At 67.3% G+C, this 15,631-nt stretch carries 16 protein-coding genes; 11 read left to right on the top strand and 5 right to left on the bottom strand.

Annotation, left to right across the window (positions count from 1 at the left end):
* Nucleotides 1–35 precede the first annotated feature (35 nt).
* Nucleotides 36–2,069: a glycoside hydrolase family 97 protein gene (locus tag CLG96_RS03855; protein ID WP_243395594.1), complete on the top strand. Its 2,034-nt coding sequence runs from the start codon at nt 36–38 to the stop codon at nt 2,067–2,069.
* 19 nt (nt 2,070–2,088) lie between these two features.
* On the opposite strand, the gene CLG96_RS03850 is transcribed toward CLG96_RS03855, so the two are convergent.
* Entirely contained in the window at nt 2,089–2,985 is an 897-nt protein-coding gene (locus tag CLG96_RS03850) for a LysR family transcriptional regulator (protein WP_107966491.1), read from the bottom strand.
* A gap of 90 nt (nt 2,986–3,075) precedes the next feature.
* On the opposite strand from CLG96_RS03850, the gene CLG96_RS03845 reads away from it, so the two are divergent.
* The gene (locus CLG96_RS03845) at nt 3,076–4,098 is read left to right on the top strand and encodes an NAD(P)H-binding protein (protein ID WP_207796548.1); all 1,023 of its coding nucleotides are present in this window, start codon (nt 3,076–3,078) and stop codon (nt 4,096–4,098) included.
* On the opposite strand, the gene CLG96_RS03840 is transcribed toward CLG96_RS03845, so the two are convergent.
* Entirely contained in the window at nt 4,074–5,951 is a 1,878-nt protein-coding gene (locus tag CLG96_RS03840; RefSeq protein ID WP_243395593.1) for an ABC transporter ATP-binding protein, read from the bottom strand. The two genes, CLG96_RS03845 and CLG96_RS03840, sit on opposite strands and share 25 nt — an antisense overlap.
* Nucleotides 5,952–6,104: 153 nt before the next feature.
* Entirely contained in the window at nt 6,105–6,800 is a 696-nt protein-coding gene (locus CLG96_RS03835; RefSeq protein ID WP_107966489.1) for a fumarylacetoacetate hydrolase family protein, read from the bottom strand.
* A 169-nt stretch (nt 6,801–6,969) separates the two neighbouring features.
* On the opposite strand from CLG96_RS03835, the gene CLG96_RS03830 reads away from it, so the two are divergent.
* Nucleotides 6,970–7,749 (top strand): class II aldolase/adducin family protein, encoded by a 780-nt coding sequence (locus CLG96_RS03830; protein ID WP_107966488.1) that lies wholly within the window; start codon nt 6,970–6,972, stop codon nt 7,747–7,749.
* Between the two features lie 4 nt (nt 7,750–7,753).
* On the opposite strand, the gene CLG96_RS03825 is transcribed toward CLG96_RS03830, so the two are convergent.
* Nucleotides 7,754–8,236 (bottom strand): MarR family winged helix-turn-helix transcriptional regulator, encoded by a 483-nt coding sequence (locus CLG96_RS03825; protein WP_107966487.1) that lies wholly within the window; start codon nt 8,234–8,236, stop codon nt 7,754–7,756.
* 224 nt (nt 8,237–8,460) lie between these two features.
* On the opposite strand from CLG96_RS03825, the gene CLG96_RS03820 reads away from it, so the two are divergent.
* From CLG96_RS03820 to CLG96_RS03785, 8 genes are read left to right on the top strand one after another with little or no spacing between them, the layout of a single operon-like run.
* Entirely contained in the window at nt 8,461–9,588 is a 1,128-nt protein-coding gene (locus tag CLG96_RS03820) for an amidase (protein WP_243395592.1), read from the top strand.
* Nucleotides 9,585–10,772, top strand: a complete 1,188-nt coding sequence (locus CLG96_RS03815) for an acyl-CoA dehydrogenase family protein (protein ID WP_107966823.1) — start codon at nt 9,585–9,587, stop codon at nt 10,770–10,772. The genes CLG96_RS03820 and CLG96_RS03815 overlap by 4 nt, the downstream gene beginning before the upstream one ends.
* A 16-nt stretch (nt 10,773–10,788) precedes the next feature.
* Nucleotides 10,789–11,151: a hypothetical protein gene (locus CLG96_RS03810; protein WP_107966486.1), complete on the top strand. Its 363-nt coding sequence runs from the start codon at nt 10,789–10,791 to the stop codon at nt 11,149–11,151.
* Nucleotides 11,148–11,678 (top strand): nuclear transport factor 2 family protein, encoded by a 531-nt coding sequence (locus CLG96_RS03805; protein WP_107966485.1) that lies wholly within the window; start codon nt 11,148–11,150, stop codon nt 11,676–11,678. Before CLG96_RS03810 ends, CLG96_RS03805 begins: the two co-directional genes overlap by 4 nt.
* Nucleotide 11,679: 1 nt before the next feature.
* The gene (locus CLG96_RS03800) at nt 11,680–12,957 is read left to right on the top strand and encodes an aromatic ring-hydroxylating oxygenase subunit alpha (RefSeq protein WP_107966484.1); all 1,278 of its coding nucleotides are present in this window, start codon (nt 11,680–11,682) and stop codon (nt 12,955–12,957) included.
* Nucleotides 12,954–13,448, top strand: a complete 495-nt coding sequence (locus tag CLG96_RS03795) for an aromatic-ring-hydroxylating dioxygenase subunit beta (protein WP_107966483.1) — start codon at nt 12,954–12,956, stop codon at nt 13,446–13,448. The genes CLG96_RS03800 and CLG96_RS03795 overlap by 4 nt, the downstream gene beginning before the upstream one ends.
* A complete protein-coding gene (locus tag CLG96_RS03790; RefSeq protein ID WP_107966482.1) occupies nt 13,445–14,188 on the top strand; it encodes an SDR family NAD(P)-dependent oxidoreductase in 744 nt (247 codons plus the stop codon). The genes CLG96_RS03795 and CLG96_RS03790 overlap by 4 nt, the downstream gene beginning before the upstream one ends.
* 9 nt (nt 14,189–14,197) lie before the next feature.
* On the top strand, nt 14,198–14,695 hold the full coding sequence (locus CLG96_RS03785) for a flavin reductase (RefSeq protein ID WP_107966481.1): 498 nt from the start codon (nt 14,198–14,200) through the stop codon (nt 14,693–14,695).
* A 22-nt stretch (nt 14,696–14,717) separates the two neighbouring features.
* On the opposite strand, the gene CLG96_RS03780 is transcribed toward CLG96_RS03785, so the two are convergent.
* Entirely contained in the window at nt 14,718–15,530 is an 813-nt protein-coding gene (locus CLG96_RS03780) for a 2-keto-4-pentenoate hydratase (protein WP_107966480.1), read from the bottom strand.
* Nucleotides 15,531–15,631 lie beyond the last annotated feature (101 nt).

The following is a 15,631-nucleotide window of genomic DNA, read 5'->3' as shown; positions in this document are numbered from 1 at the left end:
TTCGGTCGGAACTTGAGGGCGGGAGGATGGCGAGGATGATGTTCGCGCGATTTCGCATGATGCCGGCGGTGCTCGCTATGCTCGCTACCCTCCTCCTCGTCGCGGTGCCCGCCCGGGCTGCGGATTGGCAGAGCGTGAGCTCGCCCGATGGGCGGCTCCAGATCCAGTTCGGGATCGAGGAAGGGCGGGCCTGGTATCGCGCGGCGTTCAAGGGCAGGCCGATCCTCGACAAGTCGCTGCTCGGCTTCCGCTTCAAGGAGCAGGCGCCGCTGCTCGATGGGCTGGCGATCGACAAGGTCGCAAGGATATCGGCCGATAGCGAATGGCAGCAGCCCTGGGGCGAGGTGCGCCTCGTCCATGATCGCTATCGCGGCCTTCGCGCCGAATTGCGCGAGACGGGCGGGGCCCAGCGCCATTTCGCGATCGAATTCCGCGTCTATGACGATGGCTTCGGCTTCCGTTACGAGCTGCCCAGGGATGGCGGCATGGACCGTTTCGTCATCATGGACGAGGCGACCGAATTCGCCTTCGCGCAAAATTACCGCGCATGGTGGATCCCGGCCTATCGCGACAATTATTCCGAATATGAATATGCCCGCTCGGCGCTGTCCGCGCTGAGCGTGGTGCAGACGCCGTTGACGCTGGAGGGCGACGGGGTGGCGATGGCGGTCCATGAAGCCGCGCTTGTCGACTATGCGTCGATGAACCTCCGGACGGCCAAGGATAATGGCAAGACGCTGAAGGCCGATCTTTCGCCCTGGTCCAACGGCGATCGGGTGCGCGGGCGCGCCGGCCTCAAGACGCCGTGGCGCGTGGTGATGGTGGCCGACGATGCCGCGCGGCTGGCGGAATCGACGATCATCCTCAATCTGAACGAACCGAGCCGGATCGCGGACACGCGCTGGATCAGGCCGGAAAAATATATCGGCATCTTCTGGGCGATGCATATTGGCCGGCTGAGTTGGAATAGCGGGCCCGAGCTGGGCGCCACTACCGAGCGGACCAAGAGCTATATCGACTGGGCGGCCGCCAATGGCATCCCCGCCGTGCTGGTCGAGGGATGGAATGTCGGCTGGGACGTGCCCGAATGGTGGAAGAATGGGCGATCGCGTTTCCGCCAGGCGGAAGCCAATCCCGATTTCGACATGCCCGCCATCGCCGCTTATGCCAAGGCGAAGGGCGTCTCCCTGATCGGCCATCATGAGACGGGCGGGCAGGTGCGCGACTATCTCGGGCAGATGGAGCAGGCGTTCGACTATTATGACCGCCATGGCGTGCGTGCGATCAAGCTCGGCTATGTCGGCACGCGGCTGGACGAGACCGAATGGCCCGACGGTCAATATGCGGTCGAAAGCTTCCAGAAAGTGGTCGAGGCGGCGGCGCGCCACAGGATTGCGATCTTCCCGCACGAGCCGGTGAAGGATACGGGCCTGCGCCGCACCTGGCCAAACCTGATGAGCCGCGAGGGCGCGCGGGGCCAGGAATATAATGGCGGCAGCCCGGATACGGGCAATTCGCCGGACCATACGTCGATCCTGCCCTTCACGCGGCTGCTGTCGGGGCCGCTCGATTATACGCCGGGGGTGTTCGCGTTCGACTATCGCGCGCGGCGGCCGATCAACCGCGTGCCTTCCACGCTGGCGCACCAGCTCGCCCTCTATCTCATCCTCTACAGCCCGGTGCAGATGGCGGTCGACCTGCCGGAAAATTATGAGGGCAAGCCCGCCTTCCAGTTCATCCGCGACGTGCCGACCGATTGGGAGACGAGCCGCGTGATCGCCGGCGCGATCGGTGATTATGTCGCGATCGCGCGCAGGGACCGGCACGGGCCCGACTGGTATCTCGGTGCGATCACCAATGGCGAGGCGCGCACGCTGCGCCTGCCGCTCGCCTTTCTCGATCGGGGGCGGCGCTACCGCGCGGAAATCTATGCCGACGGGCCGGGCGCGGACTGGCGCAGCAATCCCGAGGCGGTCGTCATCCGTGCGCAGGAGGTGACGGCGGAGACGGTGCTGGACGTGGCGCTGGCGCCGGGCGGCGGGCAGGCCATCCGTTTCCGGCCGCTATGATGCGGCATGGCTTTCCCGGTCATGCGGATTGGGCGTAGCGGGAAAGCTGCTCGACAAGATGATCGAAGGCGGCCCTGACGCGCGCCAGCCGCCGCAGATCCTCATGCATCACCACCCAGCTTTCAATGCCATGGACGACGAAATCTGGGAGTATCGCCACGAGATCGGGATCGTTGCGGCCGAGCGCGATATGGGTGATGCCGATGCCGAACCCGGCCCGGATCGCCGCGAGCTGCGCGGGATGGCTGTCGGTGCGCAGCGCGAAGGCGGTGCGGTCCAGCCCCTCGCCCAAAGTCTGGGTGAGGCGCAGATCGGCGACGGTGCGGTCCGATCCGATCAGGTCGAACTGGCTGAGCTCGGCGAGCGATGCGGGCAGGCCGTGGCGCGCGACATAGTCGCGATGCGCGAAGAAGCCGAGGCCGATCACGCCGATGCGCCTGGCCACCAGCGCCGCCTGATGCGGCCGGTGCATGCGGATCGCGATATCGACTTCCTGATGCAGCAGATCCTCGGGCATGTTGGTAAGGCTGAGCTCGACCGACAGATCGGGATGCTTGCGGCGGAGCGACGCCAGCATCGGCGGCAGCACCGCCGTGCCGACGACCTCGGCCGCGCTGATCCGCACCGTGCCCGCGACCATGCCAGCGGGCGCGGAGGCAGCACGCACGAAGGCGCGCGACGCGCTCGCCATGGCGCGGACATGCTGGGCGAGCGCGAGCGCCTGTTCGGTCGGCGCCAGCCCGTTGGTCGATCGGGTGAAGAGCGCGATGCCGAGCGCCCGTTCCAGCGCCTCCATCCGCCGCCGGACGGTCGGCTGGGCGACATTCAGTTGGCGTGATGCGCCGGACAGGCTGCCGCTCTCGATCACGGCGAGAAAGGCGCGCTGATCCTCCCAGTCCGGAACGTCGTCGCTCATATATTCCTTATGAGCGGATCGACATTTTTGGGCAATTTTATACTGGCCTTTCCTCCTTCATTTTCCGGCCATCAAGAGATGGAGGCGAAGATGACCTTTTCCAGCATGCGAACCGCGCTCGTTCTCGGCGCCACGGGCGGTATTGGCGGTGTGATGGCCGAGGCGCTGCTGGCGCGCGGCTGGCATGTCCGCGCGATGGTGCGCGATCCGATCAAGGCGGCGGACCGCTGGCGCGACCGCCCGGCGCGGCCCGAATGGATCATCGGCGATGCCATGGTGGAGGCGGACGTGGTCCGCGCGGCGGAAGGCGCGGGGACGATCATCCATGCCGTCAATCCGCTTGCCTATCGCGGCTGGGGCCGGCTGGTGCTGCCGATGATCGACAACAGCATCGCCGCCGCCGCGCGGGCGGGAAGCCGGATCATGCTGCCGGGCACCATCTATAATTTCGATCCGGCGAGCCAGACGCTGCTCCATGAGGATATGCTGCAGCATCCGACGACGAAGAAGGGCGCGATCCGCGTCGCGCTCGAGCGACGGCTGGAGCAGGCCTCCGCGCGCGGCGTGAGCAGCCTGATCGTCCGTTCCGGCGACTATTTCGGGCCGAGGGCCGGGCAGGGCTGGTTCAACCAGCTCCTGGTGCAGCCGGGGCGTCCCGTCCGCCGCATTATCCACCCCGGCGCGGCCGGCATCGGCCATGGCTGGGCCTATCTGCCCGATCTGGCGGAGGCGGTCGTCCGGCTGATCGAGGCGGAGGAGCGGCTGCGCTCCTTCGAGCGCGTTCATTTCGCGGGGCATTGGGATGCGGACGGCCACGCCATCGCCGATGCCGTGAAGCGCGTAGTCGGCCGGCCGGATATTCCGGTCCATCGCTTTCCCTGGTGGCTGACCGGGCTTGCCGCGCCCTTTTCCGAAACGATGCGCGAGATGCGCGAGATCAGGCGCTTCTGGCGGTCGCCGATGCGGCTCGACAATAGCCGGATGGTCGCACTGCTCGGCGCGGAGCCGCACACGCCGCTCGACATCGCCATCCGCGATACGCTGGCCGGAATGGGCTGCCTGGACGAGATCGTCGCGCCGGGGCGGGCTTATCCTTCGACCAGCATCGGCTGATCGGAGATATTGCCCGACTGGCGATCGAACAGCCGCCTGTAGCGTCCGTCCGGATCGCGCAGCAGCGTCTCATGGTCGCCATCCTCGACGATGCGGCCGCCATCGAAGACGAGGATTCGGTCGAGCGTGCGGACGGTGGACAGGCGATGCGCGACGACGATCGCCGTCCGGCCGGCCATCAGCCGGTCGATCGCCTGCTGGATCAGCGCCTCGGATTCGGAATCGAGGCTCGATGTTGCCTCGTCGAGGATCAGGATCGGCGCATCCGCCAGGAAGGCGCGGGCGAGCGCCACACGCTGGCGCTCGCCGCCGGAAAGCTTGATGCCGCGTTCGCCCACCGGCGTCCGGTAGCCGCGGGGCAGCCGGCAGATGAAGTCGTGCGCATTGGCCAGCCGCGCGGCCTGTTCGATCTCCGCCATCGACGCGCCGGGCCGGGCATAGGCGATATTTTCCGCCAGGCTGCGGTGGAACAGGATCGGTTCCTGCTGGACGATGGCGATCTGCGCGCGGAGCGAGGCCTGGGCGGCATGCGCCACATCCTGCCCGTCGATCAGCACGCGGCCTTCCGTCGGATCGTAGAGCCGCTGGATCAGCTTGACGAAGCTCGTCTTGCCCGATCCGGACGGGCCGACCAGCCCCACCCGCTCACCGGGCGCGATGGTGATCGAAAGATCGTCGAACAGCGGCTTGCGATGCCCGCCATAGCGGAAGGTGACATGATCGAAGCGCAGCTCGCCCGTCTCGATCCGGATTGGCCGCGCATCGGGGCGGTCCTCGATGCCGAGCGGCTCCTCATAGAGGCGGACCATCTCCTCCATCTCGTTCACCGCGCGCTGGAGATGGTGCACATGCTGGCCGATGTCGCGCAGATAGCCGTGGACGACGAAATAGGTGGTCAGCACATAGGCGACCTCGCCCGGCGTCGCGCGGCCCTGCCACCATAGCCAGAGCGCGGTGCCGGTGACGCTGCTGCGCACCAGCCACAGCAGCAGGATCTGGCCCGAGCCTGCCCATGTATGGCGCATCCAGGTGCGGCGCGTGCGCCGGCGCCATTTGCCGACGACCTGCGCCAGCCGCGCATCCTCCCGCTCTTCCGCGCCGAACGCCTTGACGACGGAATTGGCACCCATCGCATCGGCGAGCATGCCGCCCATGCGCGTGTCCCAGGCATTGGACAGGCGCGAGGCGGGGGCGATGAGGCGGGTGGCGAGCAGCACCGTCATCGTCACATAGGCGGTCGCGCCCAGCGCCATGACGAGGCCCATGACGGGCCAGTGCAGCCCGAGCAGCAGCATCGTGCCGACCAGCACCACCAGCGACGGCAGCAGCATCAGCAGCAGCACGTCGTCGAGCGAATCGAGCGCCCACATGCCGCGCGTGATCTTGCGGACGATCGATCCGGCGAAGCTGTTGGCGTGCCAGTCGGTCGAGAAACGCTGGACGCGGCGGAAGGCATCCTGCCCGACATCGGACATGATGCGCAGCGTGAGCGGCACGATGCCCCACCAGGCGAAATGGCGGAGCAGGACCATTGCGAGCCCGAGCGCCACCATCGCGGCGAAGGCCGAAAGCGCTGCGTCGCCCGCCGCCGGGCCGCGCGCCAGCGCGTCCACCAGCCGGCCGGCGAAGAGCGGGATGAAGATGTCGGCGAGCGTGGCCGTCGACATTGCGAGCGCCACGCCCGCGACGAGCGGCTTCTGCCGTGCCCAGTGACGGAAAAGAAAGGCGAGGACGAGACGGATCGCGTCCGAACGGCGCCGGCTATGATCGTTGGTCATGACGATATTGGGCGCGGGGAAATTGCGCGCCTGCTCCACTGCGAAGGAATGACGGTGAATGGCTGGTCCGGCCAAGGCGGGACCCGAGGAGGCTTCAGGGCCTAACGATAGCCCCCGACCGGCAGGGAGCGCCTGCATGATGCTGTCATCAATGGCCTCCCTTCATTCGCGTGGACATTCGCCTGATAGCATTTTCGCGCGATCCTGCCAAATGGTGCGCGGAGATCATTACGCCGCGTAGCGGACCTCGATCGTGCCCAGCCCTTCGCACCGGCCGAGGAGCATGTCCCCCGGCAGGACGCGGCCGACGCCTGCGGGCGTGCCGGTCATGATCAGGTCCCCCGGGGCGAGCACCACGAAGCGCGACAGATAGGCGATCGCCTCCGGCACGCGCCAGATCATCTGGCCGAGATCGCCCGCCTGCCGCACCGCGCCGTTGACCAGCAGCTCAATCTTGCCGGCCGTGGGGTGGCCGATCGTCTCGGCCGGGTGAATCGCCCCGATCGGGCAGGATTGATCGAAGCCCTTGGCGAGCGCCCAGGGCCGGCCGGCCTTCTTGGCTTCGGCCTGCAGGTCGCGACGCGTCATGTCCAGCCCGATGGCATAGCCATAGACATGGGCAAGCGCGCTTTCGGCCGATATGTCCGCCCCGCCGCGGCCGATCGCGACGACCATCTCCACCTCATGATGAAGATTGTCCGTGGCGGGCGGGAAGGGCAGCGTCCCGCCGCACGGAACGATGGCATCGGCGGGCTTGGCGAAGAAGAAGGGCGGCTCGCGATCGGGATCATGCCCCATTTCGCGTGCATGATCGGCATAATTCTGGCCGATGCACCAGATGCGGCGGACGGGGAAGGTTGCATCGGTGCCGGCCACGGGCACGGCCGGCTGCGCCGGCGGCTCGATCACATAAGGCTCGCCCATATCTTTCCTCTCGGCGCCCGACTCTGGATGAAGGCCCATGGGTGCATGTGGGTGCATGATCCTTTTTGCTGTTGCAATTGATCACGGCCTTTCCGATCCTGTCGTTACTGGATCGGCACGATGCCGCTCCGGGCGCCCCAATCCGATCACGCCTTTACGGAGACGCGCCATGCCGAGCCTTGCCCAAGTCAGGACCCAGCCCGCCGATCTTGCCGCGGCGGAGCGCGAAGCGCGCGTCCAGCTCGCCCAATTCTATCATCTGGTCGATTATCTCGGCTGGACCGAGCTGATCTTCAACCACATCTCGCTGCGCGTGCCGGGGCCGGAGCATCATTATCTGGTGAACCCGTTCGGGCTGCATTATTCGGAGATCACGCCGGACAATCTGCTGAAGGTGGACGTGACCGGCCATCTGGTCGAGCCGTCCGACTATCCCGCCAACCCGGCCGGCTTCGCGCTCCATGGCGCGATCCATGAGACGCGCGCCGATGTCGCCTGCGTCGCGCACACGCATACCAATCCCGTCTCGGCGATCGCGATGAAGGTGGGCGGGTTCGACCATGATAATTTCTACGGCGCCCAATTGTTCGGCCGGGTCGGCTATCATGATTTCGAGGGCATCACCCTCTATCCCGACGAGCGCAGCCGGATGATCGCGAGCCTGGGCGACAAGCATGTGCTGGTGCTGCGCAACCATGGTGTCGCGGTATGCGAGCGCGACGTGCCGACGACCTTCATGCTGCTCTGGACGGTGCAGCGCGCGGCCGAGATTCAGTGCCAGGCCGGCATGATCCCGGGGCCGGACATCGCGCTTGCCGACATGATCCGCCAGCGGTGCAGCGATGCGGCGGCGAGCCTGATCGAAAAGGCGAGCTTCGCCGATCTCGTCTATGGCGCCATGGTCCGCAAGATGCAGCGCGAGCGTGGCATCCCTTGGGAAAAGGCCTGAGCCGTCAGGGGCCGATCGTTTCGAACACCTGCCGCAGCAGCCGGTTGAGCATCTTCTTCTCGCCCGTCTTCACGCCCGCGAAGGCGCGCCGATAGACGCTGTGCGCGACCGTCCATGCCTTGTCGCGCGCGGCGAATCCCGCATCGGTCAGGATCACTTCGGTGACGCGGCCATCCGTCTCGCGCGCGCGGCATTCGACCAGCCCGTCGGCCTGCATACGCTGGATGATCTTGGTCATGGTCGGCAGCTTGACGATCGCATGTTCGGCGATCTCGCTCACGCTGGCGGGCTCGCCATCATGGAGCACCATCAGCACGCGCCAGCGGGGAACGTCGAGCCCGATCGGCTTCAGCGCGGCCTCCATCTGCCGCAGATAGCGGCCGACGACGCGGCTGAGCCAATAAAAGGGCCATTCCTCCACGTCGAACGAGGCCGCATCCATTTCCGGAACTTCGGGAGGAAGAAAGGCAGAAGCGCTGTCGGTCATATAGGCAGGCAACCTGAATATCGGCCACAGGACGAACTGTGCGCGGCGGAGATGGATTGCTTCTAGCCGTTCCCGACGGCCGCGTCATCTTCCATGCCGCATGCCCCGGCAAGGCCCATCCGGCAATCCCCATGGGCATCGGATTAGTTGACAATTCACGTAAAACGGATAGGAATCGGACGGGCGGGGCGATTGCTCCATGCCATAGGGGGAAGGGCGAGGCGTTGGACACGATTCTTGTCGAGACGATAGCCTCCTGCGCGGAAGGTCCCCGCGTCGCGATCAAAGACACGATCGACATTGCCGGCCATGCCACGCGCGCCGCGAGCCGCGTGCTGGCCGATGCGCCGCCTGCCGAACGGGACGCGGATGTCGTCTCCGCATTGCGCAAAGCCGGGTGCCGCATCATCGGCAAGGCCAATATGCACGAGTTCGCCTATGGCGTGACGGGCGTGAACCACTGGACCGGCACGGCGCCCAACCCGCTCTATCCCGGGCTGATCCCCGGCGGCTCCTCCAGCGGATCGGCCGCCGCGGTGGCGGCGGGGATCGCCGATTTCGCGCTGGGCACGGATACTGGCGGCTCGATCCGCATGCCGGCGGCCTGCTGCGGCGTCTATGGGCTGAAGCCCAGCTTCGGACGCGTCAGCCGCACGGGCGTGATGCCGGCGGCGACCACGCTCGATTGCGTCGGTCCCTTCGCGCGCGACATGGCGATGATCGAGCAGGCGATGGCCATGATCGATCCGAGCTTTAACAGCCTGCCCGCCCCGTCCGCGCCACGGATCGGCCTTGTCCGGGTCGAGGCGGCTGAGGCGGTGGCGGCGACGTTCGCGGATGTCGTGCGGCGTTCGGGTCTCTTTGCCGCGCCGGTCGATCTGCCGGATTTCGGGCGCGCCTTCGATGCGGGGCTGGCCGTGATCGGCGCGGAAAGCTGGCGCGCGTTCGGCGCGCATGTCGATCATCCCGCGCTGGGCGAGGATATTCGTGCCCGGCTGCGCGCCGCGAGCGGCATCGATCCGGTGCAGTTGACGGAGGCGGAGGCGGTGCGCGCACGTTTCGCTGCCCAGGTCGATGCGGCGCTCGACAGGTTCGACGCGCTGGCCCTGCCGACGCTGCCCGATCCTGTGCCGACCCTGGCCGAAGCAACCGACGCGCGTGCGGTGATCCGCGTCACCGCCTTCGTGCGGCCGTTCAACCTTTCGGGGCATCCCGCGATCAGCCTGCCGCTCGCCGAAGCGTCCGGACGGCCCGTCGGCATCCAGCTCGTCGGACGACGGGGCGAGGATGAGGCGCTGTGCGCGGTCGCGCGCGCCTTCGTGGCATCGCTCGTCCCGGCGCGCGCGGCATGAGCGAAATGATGGACGCGCTGGGCGGAAAGGCGAGAATGGCGAAGGATGGGATTGGGGCCGCCGCACGCGACGAGGCCTTGGCGGAGCTGCTTGGCGTTCTGCGCGAAGGCCGTGCGGAGTTTGGCGCACAGCGGCAGATGAGCGACGAAGTCGTCCGGCTGATGCGGGCGGCCGGCGTCTATCGCACGCTCGTCGCGAAGCGCTTCGGTGGGGACGAGGCGTCGCCCGCCGATTTCCTGCGGCTGATCGAGCGGATCGCGACGGCGGACGGGTCGGCCGGCTGGGTGGCGAGCTTCGGCGTGTCATCCATGTATCTCGCCTCGCTGCCGCTCGCGACGCTCGAGCAAATCTATGCCGACGGGCCGGATGTCGTGTTCGCGGGCGCGCTGTTCCCGCCGCAGAAGGCGGTGGCTGTGGAGGGCGGGCTGGAGGTTTCGGGCCGCTGGCAGTTCGGCAGTGGTGCGACCGGTGCGTCGCTGATCGGCGTCGGCGTGAAGAGCGAGGAAGGCCCCAGCGCTGGCCTGCCGCGCATGGCGGTGATGCCCGCCGAGAAGGTGACGATCCTGCCCAATTGGGAGGTGATCGGTCTCCAGGGCACGGGCAGCCACGATCTGCTGGTCGACAAGGTGGTCGTGCCGCATGAATGGACCTTCGTGCGGGGCAGCCCGGCGACGCTCGACCTGCCGCTCTACCGCTATCCCTCCATGGCGCTCGCCGCGCAGGTGCTGGCGGTGGTCGCGATCGGGGTGGCGCGCGCGGCGCTCGACGAGATCGTCGCGATGGCAGGCGGCAGGGCCTCGATCACGGGGGCCCCGCTGCTTGCCGACCGCGCCTATGTGCAGATCGAGCTGGCGAAGGCCGAGGCCGCGCTGCGTTCGGCGCGTGCCTTCTTCTATGAGGCGACCGAGGAGGCCTTCGCGATCGTGAGCGGGGGCGATCCCCTGCCGGTGGAGAAGGCCAATATGCTGCGGCTGGCGTCGAGCCATGTCGCGCGTGTCGGCGCGGATGTCGCGCGGACCGCCTATACGCTGTCGGGCACGACCGGCATCTATTCCGCGCATCCGCTCGCGCGCCACGTCCAGGACGCGATGGTCGTCGTGCAGCATGCCTTTCTGTCCGAAGGCACCTGGCAGAATGCCGGGCGCGTGCTGCTCGGCCTCGATACGCCCCCCGGCTTTCCCTGACAGAAGGATCGATCCGATGGCCACTGAAACGCCCAAGAAGCTTCGCGTACTGTTCTGCGGTGCCGTAACGCAGAATTTCTTCGACCTTCCGGCATCCGAGATCGGCACCGTCTGGAAGGCGACGGGGGAGATGCTCAAGGGCATTCGCGACCTGCCCGGGGTCGAGGTGCTCGGCACGCTCGACGATGACGAGACGATGGTCGGCACCTCGCCCAATGGCTGGCCCTGGACCTTCTATATCCTCGCCGACGTGCCCGACCGGGCGACCGCGGTGGCGGCGTGCAACCTGTTTCGCGTGACCGAGGTGGGCGCGCACCGGCTGTGGAAATATATGCGCGTCGAGGCGCGGATCGGCCGCGAGCTCGTCATCCCCGCATGAGCGGGGCGGGCGATATCGGCGTGCTGCTCGCCCGGCTCGAGCGGCTGGAGGCGGAGAGCGCGATCCGGGGCGTGATGGCGCGCTATATGGAGCTGTGCGACCGGCTCGACGCGACGACGCCGATGGACGAGCTTGGCGCGCTCTTCACCCGCGATGCTTTGTGGGCCGGCAAGGGTGCGCGTTATGGCGCGGCTTTTGGCGGCCATTGCGGACGCGACGCGATCGTGGCGATGCTCGACCGCTATCGCGGGCCCGTGCCGTATTTCGCAATGAACGCGCATTTCCTGACCTCGGAAGTGATCCGCGTCGAGGGCGATGCGGCCGAAGGAAGCTGGGTGATGCTGCAGACTTCGACCTATGCATCGGGCACGTCCGATCTTCGTGCGGCGCGGCTTCATGTCCGCTTCGCGGTCGAGGAAGGGCGGTGGCGGATCGCGCGTTTCGAGACCGAAAATCTGTTCAGCCGGCCGGTCGATCGCTGGGATGATCCCGCGCCGGTGCCCGTACCCGACAGCCATGGAGACTGAGATGGGGACATTGCCTAGCGATGCGGCGTCTGTGCCGGATTATGGTTCGCTGGTGCGCGAGGACCGGGTCCATACGTCGCTGTACCGCGATCCTGCCCTGTTCGAGGCGGAGATGGAGCGGATCTTCACCAAGACCTGGGTGTGGGTCGCGCATGCGAGCGAGCTGCCGGGCAAGAACAGCTTCAAGACGGCGCATGTCGGCCGCCAGCCGGTGATCGTGACGCGCGACCGGGCGGGCCAGGTGCATGTGCTGCTCAACCGCTGCCGCCACCGCGCGGCGAGCGTGTGCGAGCAGAAGAAGGGCAAGGCGAGCGTGTTCGTCTGCCCCTATCATGGCTGGAGTTATGATGTGGACGGGCGGCTGCGCGCGGTGCCGCATGCGGCGGGCTATGCGCAGGATTTCGACAAGGCCGACTATCCGCTCGTGGCGCTCCGGACCGAGGAATATAATGGCCTGATCTTCGCCACCTTCAATCCGGATGTGGAGCCTTTGGCCGACTATCTCGGCCCGGCGAAGAAGTGGATCGACCTGTTCATGAAGCAGGGCGCGGGCTTTGGCGTGAAGGCCGCCGGCGAGCATCGGTTCCGCTTTCGCGGCAATTGGAAGATCCAGCTCGAGAACACCACCGACGCCTATCATTTCCCGATCGTCCACAAGAGCTTCCTCACCTCGCTCGACGACGAGACCGAGGAGCTGTTCGACGTGCTGGGGCAGGGCGGCTGGATCGAGGATCTCGGCAATGGCCATAGCGTGATGGTGATGATCCCCGATCTGGTCGATCTGGAGGAAAATCTCGACGCGCCGATCCCCGAGCGCTTCCAGGCGCTGGCTGACGAGCTTGCCGCGGAAGGCCATTCGGACGAGCAGGTGCGCCGCATCGTCCGCGCGGTTGGCGGCACCGGCTTCAACCTCAACCTCTTTCCCAATGTCGCCTGCTCGATGGCTTTCTTCCGCGTGCTGCGTCCGGTCTCGGTCACTGAGACGGAGATCAGCCATATCGCGCTCGCCATGGATGGCGGACCCGAGGCGGGCAACCGCATGCGGCTGAGGCTGCACGAGCATTTCCAGGGGCCGATGGGCTTTGGCAGCCCCGATGATGCCGAGGGCTGGGAGCGCGTGCAGCGCGGCGCGGCGGCGGGCGAGGATCTGTGGATCCTGGTCAATCGCGGCACCGATCCGCTGACGGGCCATGGCGCCGGCGACAATGTCGGCGACGTCAGCGCCGAGACGGGCATGCGCGCGGCCTATGCGATGTGGAAAAGGATGATGACGGCATGAGCCTGGAGACCGACGGCGCCGCGATCGATCTGCACGAGGCGATCGCCTTCATCTGGCGCGAGGCGGAGATGCTCGACCGCTGCGCCTATGCGCCCTGGCTGGCGCTGTGGAGCGCGGCGGGGCGCTATGTCATCCCGATCGACCGCGGCACGACCGACTATGCCGGCACGCTCAACGTCGCCTATGACGATCAGGCGATGCGCGAGGCGCGGGTCAAGCGGCTGAAGAGCGGCTTTTCCATGTCGTCGGCGCCGCCCGCGCGCACGGTGCGCACCGTCTCGCGCTTCGTCGAGACGGCTGCGGAGGCGGGCGCGATCGAGCTCGACGCGGCGATGCTGCTGGTCGAATATAAATATGAGACGACGCGCCTGCTCGCCGCCGACCTGAACTACCGCATCGTCCGCGCCAATGGCGGGCTGGCGCTCGACCGCAAGGTGATCCGGCTGATCAATTCGGACGATGCGCTCCACGGCATCGGCTATCTGCTGTGAGCGCGCACGCAGCGCTCGTCACCGGCGGCGCCAAGGGGCTGGGGGCAGCGATCGCGCGCGCGCTCCATGCCGCCGGCCATCGCGTCGCCATTGGCGACATTGACGGGGAGGCCGCGCAGGCGCTGGCGGACGCGCTCGACGCCTCGGGCGACACCGCCATGGGCTTCCGCCTCGACGTGCGCGAGGAGGCGGCGTTCACAGCGGTGCGCGATGCGATGCGCGCGCGCTGGGGCACGGTCGAGATCCTCGTCAACAATGCGGTGGTGACGCGCGCGACGCCGGTGCTGGAGATCGGCGCGGAGGAGTTCGACGCGGTGATCGCGGTCAATCTGCGCGGCACCTTTCTCGGCAGCCAGGTCTTCGGGCGCCATTTCAAGGCGCGCGGCTATGGCCGGATCGTCAACATCGCCTCGCTTGCCGGGCAGAATGGCGGCACCGCGACGGGCGCGCATTATGCCGCGTCCAAGGGTGGGATCCTGACCTTGACCAAGGTGTTCGCGCGCGATCTGGCGCCGTTCGGCATCACCGTCAACGCGATCGCGCCGGGCCCGCTCGACCTGCCGTCGGTGCGCGCGATCGTGCCGGAGGAGCGCCTGCCGCAGCTTGTTGCCGGCATTCCCGTAGGCGCGCTCGGCGATCCGGCCTTCGTCGCCGATCTCGTCGTCCGCCTCGCAGCAGCCGAGGCCGGTTTCGTGACGGGCGCGACCTGGGACGTGAATGGCGGCCTGTTCATGCGCTGAGGACGGATCATGATCGAAAGCGCCGACTTCCGCACGGCCATGGCGCGCCTGGGCGCGGCGGTGAACCTCGTCACGACGGATGGACCGGCGGGACGCCATGGCATCACTGCCTCGGCCGTGTGCAGCGTGACCGATACGCCGCCGACGCTGCTCGTCTGCGTCAACCGCGCCTCGCGCGCGAACGTCCTGCTCAAGGCCAATGGCGTGCTGTGCGTCAATGTGCTCGCCGGCCGGCACGCGCCGCTCTCCGCGCGCTTCGCCGGCGCCGCCGACATGGCCGAACGGTTTGGGCCCGAGGCAGACTGGACCCGGCTCGAGACGGGCGCGCCCGTGCTCGCCGACGCCTCGGTCGCGCTCGACTGCCGCATCGCCTCGGTCAGCGAGGTCGGCAGCCACAGCGTCTTCTTCGCCGAAGTGGAGGACATCCGGCTGCATGCGGAAATCGAAGGCCTGATCTACTTCAATCGCGCCTATCACCATCTTGCGGCGGCGGAGGCCTCCGCCTGAAGGGCGTCCGTCACCGGCTGTTTCAGGCAGCGAGCGGCCGGGCCGGGACTGCCCGACAGGAAATGGAGCCGAGCGCGCCGAAATCGGCAAGTGCATGCTGGCCGATGTCGATCGGATGCACGCCCGTCAGCGCGCCGGTCGAGACGAGATCGCCTTCGCGGAGGGGAGAGCCTAGGCGATGCGCCTGCTCGAGCGCGAAGGCGAGCGCCGCCATTGGCCCAGTTAGATCGTCCACGATAATATTGCCGACCTGATCGTCGTCGATCATCGTCGCGCAGGTGATGGGCCCGAGCCCGGCCCAATCGGAGATCGCCGGCCCCAGGATCAGCCCGCTATTATTGCCGAAGGCAGCGATCGATGCGGTGGGGCCGAGCTGCATGATCGTCGCAAGCGGGCTGCCGGCGACCTCGATCGCGATATGGACACTGCCGATCAGGGCGGCGGCCTCCCCGGCGGTCCATTGCTTCTGCGGCGGCGGGGTGTGGCCCAGCCGCAAGACGATTTCCGCCTCGACGGCGCCGAAGCCGCCGCGATGCACGGGGAAATCGGCCGGAGATGCCGCATCGCCTTCGACGATCGTGCGCGCGAAGATCGGGCCGGCGAAGCGCTCAGCGCCGAGGTCGGCCTCCAACGCAGCCGGAATGCGGCCTACCTTCCAGCCGCCAACCGTATCGGGCCATAGCCGCGTCGCTGCCTGCTGAATGGCATAAGCGGTGGAGAGATCGGTCGGAACATCGCCGGGAAAGGCATTGAACCCCTCTGCCGCGGCGCGGGCGGCCACGAACTGCCATGCAGCGAAATCGATCCGTTCGGCGGCGCCTTCCCTATTGCTCATATCATCCTCCCTCCGATCGTCGGCCGCCTACGCGTCCGTAACAAACTTGACTATTCATCTGTTCTAATCAGAATGAACGGGCGCTGTCGATCGGTCCGCGC

This window comes from Sphingomonas oleivorans, assembly GCF_003050615.1.
In the GTDB taxonomy this organism is placed as follows: domain Bacteria; phylum Pseudomonadota; class Alphaproteobacteria; order Sphingomonadales; family Sphingomonadaceae; genus Sphingomonas_H; species Sphingomonas_H oleivorans.
Note: the sequence above shows the minus strand (reverse complement) of the source record. Positions and strands in the feature narration are given on the sequence as shown.